10 protein-coding genes are annotated in these 12,065 nt (G+C 38.4%); all 10 read left to right on the forward strand.

Translation table 11 applies throughout. From position 1 onward, the window contains the following. The first annotated feature begins 5 nt into the window (after window positions 1-5). Window positions 6-1,493, forward strand: coding sequence for a lipopolysaccharide biosynthesis protein (locus O0931_RS13870; protein ID WP_269416172.1), 1,488 nt, complete (start codon window positions 6-8; stop codon window positions 1,491-1,493). Between the two features lie 87 nt (window positions 1,494-1,580). After that, window positions 1,581-2,015: a dUTP diphosphatase gene (gene dut, locus O0931_RS13875; RefSeq protein WP_269416173.1), complete on the forward strand. Its 435-nt coding sequence runs from the start codon at window positions 1,581-1,583 to the stop codon at window positions 2,013-2,015. Window positions 2,016-2,103: 88 nt separating this feature from the next. Next, window positions 2,104-3,792, forward strand: a complete 1,689-nt coding sequence (locus tag O0931_RS13880) for a tetratricopeptide repeat protein (protein ID WP_269416174.1) — start codon at window positions 2,104-2,106, stop codon at window positions 3,790-3,792. After that, the gene (gene lolB1, locus O0931_RS13885) at window positions 3,770-4,564 is read left to right on the forward strand and encodes a lipoprotein insertase outer membrane protein LolB1 (protein ID WP_269416175.1); all 795 of its coding nucleotides are present in this window, start codon (window positions 3,770-3,772) and stop codon (window positions 4,562-4,564) included. Before O0931_RS13880 ends, lolB1 begins: the two co-directional genes overlap by 23 nt. 111 nt (window positions 4,565-4,675) lie before the next feature. Beyond that, window positions 4,676-5,974 carry a murein hydrolase activator EnvC family protein gene (locus O0931_RS13890; RefSeq protein WP_269416176.1) on the forward strand — a complete coding sequence of 433 codons (1,299 nt, stop codon included), beginning with the start codon at window positions 4,676-4,678 and terminating at the stop codon, window positions 5,972-5,974. A gap of 77 nt (window positions 5,975-6,051) precedes the next feature. Beyond that, window positions 6,052-6,387, forward strand: coding sequence for a Sec-independent protein translocase subunit TatA/TatB (locus O0931_RS13895; protein ID WP_269416177.1), 336 nt, complete (start codon window positions 6,052-6,054; stop codon window positions 6,385-6,387). A gap of 11 nt (window positions 6,388-6,398) precedes the next feature. After that, complete coding sequence (locus O0931_RS13900; protein WP_200926302.1) at window positions 6,399-6,599, forward strand: Sec-independent protein translocase subunit TatA/TatB; 201 nt, start codon at window positions 6,399-6,401, stop codon at window positions 6,597-6,599. A gap of 17 nt (window positions 6,600-6,616) precedes the next feature. Beyond that, complete coding sequence (gene gatA, locus O0931_RS13905; protein WP_269416178.1) at window positions 6,617-8,035, forward strand: Asp-tRNA(Asn)/Glu-tRNA(Gln) amidotransferase subunit GatA; 1,419 nt, start codon at window positions 6,617-6,619, stop codon at window positions 8,033-8,035. Between the two features lie 176 nt (window positions 8,036-8,211). Further along, complete coding sequence (locus O0931_RS13910) at window positions 8,212-9,615, forward strand: lytic transglycosylase domain-containing protein (RefSeq protein ID WP_269416179.1); 1,404 nt, start codon at window positions 8,212-8,214, stop codon at window positions 9,613-9,615. Between the two features lie 106 nt (window positions 9,616-9,721). Continuing rightward, window positions 9,722-12,046 (forward strand): NADP-dependent malic enzyme, encoded by a 2,325-nt coding sequence (locus O0931_RS13915; RefSeq protein ID WP_269416180.1) that lies wholly within the window; start codon window positions 9,722-9,724, stop codon window positions 12,044-12,046. Window positions 12,047-12,065: the final 19 nt, after the last annotated feature.

Genomic DNA, 12,065 nt, shown 5'->3' on the forward strand with positions numbered 1-12,065 from the left:
ACTAAATGTCTGTATATAAAAAGTTTCTCGGGCAAACAATGGTTTATGGCATCAGTACCATAGTTTCCCGTTTGCTGAACTTTATTTTAACGCCAATCTTTACCAGAACCTATGCTGCAGCTGCTTATGGCATTTTTACCAAAATGTATAGCTATGCTTCATTAATTAATGCTGTTTTAGCATTCGGTATGGAGACAACTTTTTTTCGATACCTGAATAAGCATGAAGATAAAAAACAGCAGGTTTACAACAATTCCTTTTTAGTAATTGCTTTCATTTCTTCATTATTTTTAATTACCGGCCTGATTTTCACCGATTCAATTACAAAATGGCTGTTAAATAATAACATGTCGCAATTTCAAGACCAGCGGCGCTATGTACAATATTTTTTGTGGTTATTGTTTTCCGATGCAATCTGTGTTATTCCTTTTGCTAAGCTGAGGGCCGATGGAAAACCATTTCGGTATAGCTTACTGAAATTTCTAAATATTTTAACCTATGTTTCTGTTTGTTTGTTTTTCATTTATGGTATTCCGGCGATAATTAAACACGATTTACCCGGCGCAAATTTTTTCAAGGACTTTTTTAGAGCGAAATGGATTGGTTATGTATTTATCGCAAATCTTATTGCAAGTGCCCTTACTTTTATTTTACTTATTCCCGAGTTTTTAAAACTCCAGTTGAAATTCGATAAAGCATTATTTATGACCATGCTTTCGTACAGCTGGCCGGTATTGGTCGCGAATTTATCATTTATCATTAATGAGAATCTCGATAAAATTTTGCTTGATAAATATTCTACAGAAGTTCAGGTGGGTATTTATGGAGCGGTATGCAAAATCGCAATTTTCATGAGCATTTTTAATACTGCATTTCGATTGGGCGCAGAACCATTCTTTTTCAGTCATGCAAAAAATGCGAATGCTAAACAAACTTATGCAGCAATCCTGCAGTATTTTGTCATTGCGCTCACACTTTTATTTGTTGCTCTGGTTGCCAATATTGAAGTATTAAAGTATTTCATCAGCAGGGATGAAGCGCATAGAGCTGAATATTGGGTTGGTTTACCAGCTGTTCCTTATCTATTACTAGGGTATGTTTGTTTGGGTATTTACATGAATTTATCGGTCTGGTATCGTCTTTCAGACCAAACTCGATTTGGGTTATATATTTCACTTGTTGGAGCTTTTATCACAATCGTATTCAATATTTTGCTTATCCCAAAATATGGCTATATGGGTTCTGCCTGGGTTTCGATGGCGGCCTATGCCACCATGACGCTTATATCTTACATCCTCGGACAGAAATATTACCCCATTCCTTATAACCTAAAAAAGATTTTAGCTTACATCACCGTTTCAACTGTAATAGTTTTCGCTTCATTTTTTATCTTTAACAGGAATATTTACATCGGTAATGCCATGCTTATTGCTTTCGTTGCGGGTATCGCTTATTTCGAAAAGAAAGATTTGATGAAAATGCTGAAAAGATAGTACTTGCTGAGTTGTTTTATTGTTGATAAAGGTGGCTTTCTGAAATTTTGGCTATTGACCATTAACTATCAACCTTAACTGTGAAAAATGAATATCAAAATTATCAACAAATCTGAGCATCCTTTGCCGCAATATGAAACCACCCATGCTGCGGGGATGGATTTAAAAGCATTTATTACGGCAGAAATTACACTTAAACCTTTACAACGATTACTCATTCCAACTGGTTTGTTTATCGAATTACCTATTGGTTACGAAGCGCAAATCAGGCCAAGAAGTGGTTTGGCTTATAAGCATGGAATTAGTATTGTAAATTCTCCCGGAACGATTGATGCAGATTACCGCGGAGAGCTAAAAGTTTTATTGGTCAATTTATCAGATACCGATTTCAAAATCGTTAATGGTGATAGAATTGCGCAGATGGTGGTGGCTAAACATGAAACAGTAACCTGGCAAGCTGTTGAGGTACTTAGCGAAACAAATAGAGGCGAAGGTGGCTACGGGCATACAGGAAAAGGTTAATGATAGCATTAGAGAATGATTGATTGAGGGAATAAAACTTCGCCAAATATTCACTCATTCGAATTTAATTCATTCAAATTTCAATTTTATGATTAGAGGATATATTTTTCTTGCCATTATTACCTTTAGCCTTAAAGCTAACGGACAAATGAATTCTGCTTCAAATCGTGATAGTAACATGGTAAAGCAATTATTTTTTGCTGGTTTGAAAGAAAAAATGGCTGATAACTATGTTGGCGCAACAAGTAACTTCAATAAGGTTTTAAGCATGGATCCTGCTAATCATGCAGCCTATTTCGAATTGGCGAGTGCAAATCTCCGCCAGGATAAACTGGCCGAGGCCGAACTGAACATTAAACAAGCCGTTAAATTAAATCCGGATAATAAATGGTATTTACGATTACAGGGCGAAGTTTACAAGCGCAGCAATAAAATGTCCGAATTGATTGCTGTTTTTAATCAGTTAATTCAAATCGATCCGGGTAACGATGCTTATTATTTTGATAAAGCGAATGCACAATTTCTCGCTAACGAGCCTGAGGAGGCCCAAAAAACCTATGGTATTATCGAGAAAAAATTTGGCGAGTCGGCTGCATTAACGAATGCAAAGAGACGTTTTCAGCAAAATGGCCAGGCGAGTGACAGTGACATTGTAAAGTTGTTGGAAGGCAATCAGGCCGATGTAAAAAATTATCTATATGCCGCCGGTTTACTGCTGCAGAAGAATAATGAAGCAGAAGCTTTAAAAGTTTTGCAAAAAGCGAAGGATTTAGCGCCAAATAACTTTGAGGTAAACTTAGGTTTAGCCGATGTTTATCGTAAGCAAAAAAATGATGATGCCGCTTTTGCAGCATTAAAACTGGCTTTTGAAGATGGTGAAATGCCTTTAAGTGAAAAGGTAAAGATAATTGCAGCACTGTTCCCGAACCTTAACCAGCCTATCGTTGCAAAAAATGTAACCGAATTAAGTAAACTTGTTGCAGAAAAAAATCCTGCTGATGCAAAAGCCCTGGCACTTTACGGCGATGTTTTATATCAGCAAAATAAATTGAAAGAGGCATTGGTTCAGTATCAATCTGCGCTCAAACTTAATGAACAGGTATATGCAGTTTGGGAACAGGTTATCAATATTCAAACTTTACTCGGTCATTATGCAGACGCGGTAAAAATTGGCGATGAAGCGCTGGCTGTTTATCCAAATCAGGCCAGTTTATATTATTATATGGCCTATGCTTTATACAAAACCGGAAAATATGATGTTGCCCAGAGTAATTTAAAAAACGCACTTCAGTTAGATGTGGATAATAAAAGTTTGCAGGCGCAGGTGTACGCATTACAGGGTGATATATACATCAATCAGAATAACTTCGCATTGGCTAAAACTGCCTTCGAAAAAGCGATTGTAACCGAGCCAGATAACTACCTCATCATGAATAATTATGCTTATTACCTGGCATTAAAAAATGATGATTTGGTAAAAGCAGCCAGGTATGCAGAAATTGCAGCGAATGCAATGCCCGAAAATTCTTCTGTAGCAGATACCTATGCGTATATTTTATTTAAACAGCAAAAGTATGATTTAGCAAAAACCTGGATTGAAAAAGCCCTGCAAAACAATAGCAATAAGAATGGTGTTTACCTGGAACGTTATGGTGATATTCTGTTCATGAAAGGTGATAAAGAAGCTGCCCTAATCCAATGGCAAAAAGCAAAAGACGCCGGCAATGGGTCTGACCTATTAAATAAAAAGATAAATGAAAAAAAATATTTTAAATAGCCTGTTTATTTTAGCAGCTGTATTTTTGGTAACCGCATGCAAACCTAAAAAGGAAATTGTAGTTGCGCCTGCAAAAACACCGGAAACAAAAACTGATAATTCTAAAGCAGAAGCCTTAACCTTATTAAATAATAAACAATTAAAATTTAATACCTTATCATTAAAAGCAAAAGCAACACTTGATATAAATGGTGAAGCGAATGAGGTTACCATGAATTTCCGTATGAAAGATAAGGAAACCATTTGGGTTAGCATTACCGCATTGGGTGGTTTGGCGGAAGTTGCAAGGGCACTGATTACACCCGATAGCATCAAAATTCAAAATAAGCTGAAGAGCGAATACCTTAAAAAACCTTTTAGTTATATTTATAATTTCACGAATAAACAAGTTAACTTTAATACGCTTCAAGCGGTATTAACGGGTAATGCCATGGGCGAGTTTCTTACCGATAAATCGGATGTAAAACAAGAAAATGGCATGTGGGTAGTTTCTGGCACTCAAGAAAATTTGGCTTATAAATTGTTATTTAATACCTTACTCAGGGTTGCAGAAACCAATCTTAATGATGCTAAAAGCGGACAGGCTTTAAAGGTAACTTACTCCGATTATCAGAAACTCAACGAATTCTTATTCCCGGGCGCTTTAAAAATCAATACACTTTCTGGTGCTAAGAAAATTAATATCGATTTGCAGTATGTAAAAATAGATGGCAATGTTCCTGTCGATTTTCCGTTTACTGTACCAAAGAGGTATACCCTGGTAAATAAGTAACTCCCCGTTCTTCATGAAGTTTGGGTGAAGAACAATTTTCTTTTGGCCCTGATGCCTTTGGTATATCAATTTTAATATTTTTTACTACAAAATTTTTATACTTTTGGCTTAATGAAGCTACATAAACTTGTATTTATTCTGTTTTTAAGTGTGTTTACCTTGTCGGTTTCGGCTCAGACAGCAAACGAACTCAGAAGAAAGAAAGAGGCTATCGAACGTGATATTGAGCAACTTCAAAAAAGCCTGAACAAAACAGCAAATGGTAAAAAACTGACGTTGCAGCAAATTAATGTTATAAATGCTCAAATCAGATTGCGCCAGGATAAAATCGGAACCATTAATTCTGAAATAAAAAACCTAGATAACCAAATCTCTCAGAACACAAATACCGTACATACATTACAAGGTCAGTTAGGCGATCTTAAAAAAGAATATGCAGGCATGATTCGCTTTGCGCAGCGCAACAGGAACTCATATGATAAAATGATGTTTATTTTTGCTGCAAAAGATTTTAATCAGGCTTATAAAAGAATAAAATATTTACAGCAGTTTAGTCAATACCGTAAAAAACAGGCTGGCTACATTGAGAATACCCAGCAAGATCTGAATGGAAAAATCAAAGTTCTGGATAGGACATTGAAGGCGAAAAGTGATTTGTTAAAAGAGCAGGAGCGTGAAAGAGCGCGTTTAGGTCAGGATAAAAATCAGCAATCTGCAGTTTTAAATAACCTGAGTAAGCAGGAAAAAACTTTTAAGCAAGATATTGCTTCCAAGAAAAAACAACAGGCACAGTACGACAGATTAATAAAGGCAGCAATTCAGCGGGCGATTGAAGAAGCCAGAAGAGAAGAAGCCAGAAAAAGAGCAGCAGAGGAAGCAAGATTAGCCGCAGAAGCAAAAGCGGCTGCAGCTAAAGCGAAAGCAGAAAATAAACCTGCCCCTGCAGCACCACCTGTTGCCAAAGCAAAAACGACTAGTGAAACACTAACTGCTACACCTGAAACCGCCAGGTTGTCTGACGGCTTTGAAAATAACCGTGGTAAATTGCCATGGCCGGTTGCAACCGGTCAAATCACCGAAAGATTTGGCATGCACAAGGTTGACCAGGCGTCGTATACAAATAATGGGGTTGATATTACAACTGCCCCGGGCACACCGGTTAGAGCCGTTTTTGCCGGTAAGGTAATTAAAGTCGATTATATTCAGGGTAGGGCAGTCGTTATTATAATGCACGGCGATTATTTTACCATCTATCAAAATTTGAGAGATGTAAAAGTTTCTACAGGAAGTACAGTAGAAACAAAACAAGTTTTAGGAGCCGTTGCTACTACAGGTGACGACGCAATCCTTAAATTCCAAATATGGAGGGGTAATGCAATTTTAAACCCTGAAGCTTGGATTAGTAAATAACATTAGGCAATTAAATGTTTATATTTGTATAAAATAGATTAGTGATGTATCAAGGCACGTTATTAGAATTTTTAAACATGGGTGGATCAGAGATCGTGCTCATTTTGGTGGTTGTACTTTTGTTATTTGGAGGTAAAAAATTACCTGAATTGGCGAGAGGACTAGGTAAGGGAATAAGAGAATTTAAAGATGCCTCTGACGGCGTAAAACGTGAAATTCATAGAAATATAAACGCTATGGATTTAGATAAGGAAGAGGAACAAGTTGTTGCCAGTAACAACGAACGTCATCACCCTACTGAAACGGAAACCGTAACAGCGGAAACGGCGGCAACAAATAATGGTGCAGACGTCCCATATCCTTCAAGCACGCCTATCGACGAAAAAATAGTAACGGACAGTCAAAAAGTTTAAACAAAAAAGTTATGTTAAATACAACAATAGCAGCAATGCTTGGTACACCTGAAATTATCATTATTGCAGTAGTGGTATTATTATTATTTGGTGGTAAAAAAATTCCTGAGCTTATGCGTGGTTTAGGTAAAGGTGTGAAAGAATTTAAAGATGGTAAAGATGGTGTTGATGGAGAGCAAGTAGATCCTTCGAACCGCGATAAAACCATTTAATATCAATTTTTTTAGTTTTGAAGAAATACAGTTCTCTTAAAGGGATACAAGCGCTCATTTCGCAAAAGCAATTAACCTTACCCGATTTATTGGCTTATTATTTTAAGCAAATTACAGCAAACGAACACCTCAATGCATTCAACGAGGTGTTTTTTTATTCGGCAGAAGTTCAGGCGAAAGCAGTACAGCAAAAGATAGAAAACGGAACAGCCGGCAAGCTTGCCGGAATGGTTATCGGCATTAAAGATAACATTTGCTATAAAAATCATATCGTAACCGCATCATCTAAAATGCTCGATGGCTTCGTATCGCCCTATTCATCAACTGTTGTGCAGCGTTTATTGCAGGAAGATGCCGTAATTATCGGTCGTTTAAACTGCGATGAATTTGCAATGGGCGGCTCTAATGAAACTTCATATTTTGGTGCTGTAAAAAATGCGGTAAACCCTGAGCTCGTTCCTGGAGGCTCTTCAGGTGGTTCAGCTGTGGCCGTTCAGGCAGATATGTGTTTAGCTGCTTTAGGTACGGATACAGGTGGTTCTGTACGCCAGCCCGCTGCATTTTGCGGGCAAATTGGTTTGAAACCAACTTATGGACGAATTTCAAGATATGGCGTAATTGCCTATGCTTCCTCTTTCGACCAGGTTGGGCCTATTACCTCATCCGTAGAAGATGCTGCTTTACTTTTAGAAGTTTTAGCCGGCGCAGATGAAAATGATTCTACGGTTTCGCCATTAAAAGTTCCGAATTATTCTGCTCATTTGAATGAGGTTGAACCTCTAAAAATAGCTGTTTTAAAAGAAACAATGGAGAGCGAAGCACTCGACCCGGAAATTAAATCGGCAATATTAAAATCGATAGCGGATTTAAAAGCTCAAGGGCATACCGTTGAATACGTTTCTTTCGATTTGCTGGATTACCTGGTTCCGGCTTATTATATTTTAACAACCGCAGAAGCATCATCAAATCTTTCGCGTTATGATGGTGTACATTATGGCCATCGTAATATGGAAGCGAAATCCTTAACCGAGCTGTATAAATTTTCACGTGCTGAAGGATTTGGTGAAGAGGTTAAACGGAGAATCCTTTTGGGTACATTTGTTTTAAGTGCCGGATATTATGATGCTTATTATCAAAAAGCACAGCAGGTAAGACGGTTAATCAGGGAAAAACTTGATGTTTTATTCCAGGATTATGATTTGATTTTATCGCCTGTGGCACCAACACCTCCGTTTAAAATTGGCGATAATATGCAGGATCCATTGGTGATGTATATGGCCGATATTTTTACTGTTTTACCATCATTAAGTGGCCATCCGGCTATCGCCTTGCCATTAGGCAATAATAGCACGGGTTTGCCGTTAAGTATTCAGTTTATAGCCAAACATTTTGAGGAAAAACAATTGTTAGCTTTTTCTCAGGCATTTTTATCATAAGTCGTCATTGCCTGCCTGCGGTAGGCAGTTGAGGTATGAAGCAATCTTTACCGCAAACCGAGATTGAATTCGTATTCTCCCTTGCCTCGGTTCGTGTCCTCACGAAACGAAAATGAATTTATAATGGTTTGTGGGGACACAAACCATGGCGGTAACGAATAAAAACCAAATGGCCCATGATTAAAAAATTACTTTTCACTACTATTTGTGCTTTAACCGGATTCATTTCCTTTACCTCTGCGCAGCAAATTCTAAAGGTCGATAGCCTCTACAAAAAATCAAATAATATTTTCATTAATAACGACACCGTAACCGTGCCGCTTGCCATCGAAAATCCATTGTTGCTTAGCCAGAACTACATTTACAAGCTCCGTTTAGATTCCATAACGAAATCGGTACCATTGCCACATAACGAATACGTGCAACAATACATAGATATTTATGCGAAACGTAAAGATATGTTCGGCAAAATGCTGGGTTTATCGAACTACTACTTTCCGATTTTCGAAAAGGCTTTGAAGGATTATAATATTCCGCAGGAGATAAAATATTTAACCATTGTAGAATCGCAGATGAATCCACATGCGGTTTCGCGGGTTGGTGCAACGGGTATCTGGCAGTTTATGTTTGGTACCGGAAAAGCCTATGGTCTAAAAATGGATAATTTTGTTGATGAGCGCAAAGACCCGGTTCAGGCAAGTTATGCGGCTGCAGCTTATTTTCGCGATGCTTTTGAAGAATTAGGCGATTGGTTACTTGCTATTGCCGCTTATAATTGTGGCAAAGGAAATGTAACCAGGGCAATGGATAAAGCAGGTTCAAGAGATTTTTGGGTAATCAGGCCATATTTGCCAAAGGAAACAAGAAACTATGTTCCGGCTTTTATTGCTGCAGTTTATGTAATGAATTATTCGAATAAACACCAGATTACCGAGCAGGCCTGCAATTTATTTCTAAAAACAGATACCATGCAGGTCAATCATTTTGTATCCTTATCTGCACTTGCTAAAGTTTTAAATATTGAAGATGAATCGCTCTTTGCTCTAAACCCATCGTACAAGAAAAAGATTGTCAATGGTACTTCCGATTTACCAAAGCGATTGGTGCTGCCGAAAATTAAAGGCGCCGATTTGGCGGCAATGTACGATGTGCTGAACAATGAAGAACTGGATAATAAAATGCAGGTTATCCAGGCGAATACCGATGATGTTCGTGAGCTTAGAAAAAGAAAGCCTTCAACCATTACGTCTACAGCTATTATTTATCATAAAGTAGCCGCAGGGCAGAATTTAAATACAGTTGCCAATAAATATGGTATCGAAGTGCAGGATTTAAAAGTCTGGAACAATCTTAAAAGTAAAACGATAGTTCCTGGGCAAAAACTGAAAATTTATACGAGTAAACGAACGATACTAAAAGCCCCGGCAGCTTACTTAAGCTATAAAGTTAAGCATGGTGATACACTTTCAGGAATCGCCGAAAAATTTGATGGCGCTACGGTTCAGAACATCAAAAGAGATAATAAATTAGCCAAAGCAGGTTTGCAGGTTGGTATGGTATTGAAGATTAGTAAGGGGTGATAATTCAATATCCCTAGTTTATTCATTTTACCATTTGCTTTCTTATTTATTTCAACCCTCCGTAAAAGAATAGTACCTTTGTGGCGTCACTAGTTTTTTACAATTAATGAGTAATACGAACAGAAAGCAAGATGCGCTTGATTACCACTCGCAAGGGCGGCCCGGAAAGATACAGGTAGTCCCAACCAAACCCACAACTTCACAACGTGATTTAACACTGGCTTACTCGCCAGGGGTTGCAGAGCCTTGTTTAAGAATAGCAGAGAATAAAGACGACGTTTATAAATACACAGCAAAGGGTAACCTGGTTGCGGTCATCAGCAATGGAACTGCCGTTTTAGGCTTGGGCGATATTGGTCCCGAAGCCGGTAAACCCGTCATGGAAGGTAAAGGTTTGCTCTTTAAAATCTTTGCCGATATCGATGTTTTCGATTTGGAATTAGACACCAAAAATGTTGATGATTTTGTAAAAATCGTTAAAGCTTTGGAGCCAACATTTGGCGGTGTTAACTTAGAAGATATTAAAGCCCCGGAATGCTTCGAAATTGAGCGTCGCTTAAAGCAGGAAATGAATATTCCTGTGATGCACGACGACCAGCATGGAACCGCAATTATTTCGGGTGCAGCATTACTTAATGCCTGCGAAATCCAGAAGAAAAAAATCGATAGAATTAAGGTGGTGGTAAGCGGGGCAGGTGCGGCTGCGGTATCATGCTCGAAAATGTACTTATCACTTGGCGTTAAGCGCGAAAACCTGGTGATGTTCGATATTAACGGACTAATCGATAATCACCGTACTGATTTAGACGAAATGCGGATGAGTTTCGCAACCTTCAGAACGGATATTAAAACCATTGGCGATGCCATGAAGGGTGCCGACGTATTTATCGGCTTATCGGCAGGCAATGTTATCCAGCCGGAAATGCTGGTTGGCATGGCGAAAAACCCGATAGTATTTGCAATGGCAAACCCTAATCCGGAAATTGCTTATGAACTGGCCATAAAAACCCGTAAGGATTTAATTATGGCAACCGGCCGTTCCGATTATCCTAACCAGGTAAATAATGTTTTAGGCTTCCCTTATATTTTTCGCGGCGCTTTGGATGTTCGTGCAACAACCATTAACGAGGCAATGAAAATTGCTGCGGTTAAAGCAATAGCGGAACTGGCGAAAAAATCTGTTCCTGAAGCGGTTAATCTTGCATATAATGCCCGTAATTTAAAATTCGGTCGCGATTATATTATTCCTAAACCGGTCGATTTCAGGTTAATTACCGAAGTTTCTATTGCCGTTGCAAAAGCAGCTATCGAAAGTGGTGTTGCACGCAAAGCCATCACGGATTGGGATGCTTACAGCGAAGAACTTAGAAAACGATTAGGTTTGGATGACGCCATAATGCGGGCAATTACCAACAAAGCTAAATCCAATCCTAAAAGGGTGGTTTTTGCTGAGGCAGATAATTACAAAATTTTAAAGGCGGCACAAATCGTTCGCGATGAAAAAATTGCCATCCCTATCCTTCTAGGAAACAAGGAAAAAATTCAGGCCATTATTGATGGGCATGCATTAGAATTAGAAGGTGTTCAGATTATCGATCAGATGCAGGAACCTGAAAAGACCAAAAAATATGCAAATGCCTTATACAAAAAACGCCAGCGTAAAGGCATTTCAGAAAGAGATGCCATAAAACTATTAAGAGATCGCAACTACTTTGGTGCCTCTATGGTCGAATTTGGTGAAGCTGATGCGATGATTTCTGGTTTAACCAAGGATTACGGAACAACCATAAAACCGGCTTTACATGTTATCGGGGCCGACCCAATGGTTAAACGTGTTGCGGGTATGTATATGATGATGACTAAAAAAGGCCCGGTCTTTTTTGGTGATACGACTGTTAACGTTGATCCGACAGCAGAAGAATTGGTTGATATTACTCTATTAGTTGAAAAATCTGTAAAACAATTTAATATCAAACCTCGTGTTGCAATCCTTTCTTATTCCAACTTTGGTTCGAATGATGGTATCGTACCCGAAAAAGTTAGAAAAGCGGTAAACATCCTGCACAAGCAACACCCCGAAATTGTGGTAGATGGCGAAATGCAGGGAAACTTTGCCATCAATAACGAATTGCTTAAAGATAATTTTCCATTCAGTACCTTAGTGAATGCACCTGCAAATACGTTAATTTTTCCTAACTTGGAATCTGGTAATATTGCTTATAAATTGTTGCAGGAATTGGGCGGCGCTGAAGCTGTAGGGCCGATTTTACTGGGCTTAAATAAGCCTGTTCATATCGTACAGTTGGGTAGTTCTGTTCGTGAAATTGTAAATATGGTAACGATTGCAGTGGTAGATGTTCAGGCTAAAGAAGAACTGGCCAGCACGTCGAAACGAAAAGGTCTATTTGGAAAAACCGTAGCAAAAAAGTAAATTGATTTTAGGTTTAAAT

Source organism: Pedobacter rhodius (genome assembly GCF_027213645.1).
In the GTDB taxonomy this organism is placed as follows: Bacteria; Bacteroidota; Bacteroidia; order Sphingobacteriales; family Sphingobacteriaceae; genus Pedobacter; species Pedobacter rhodius.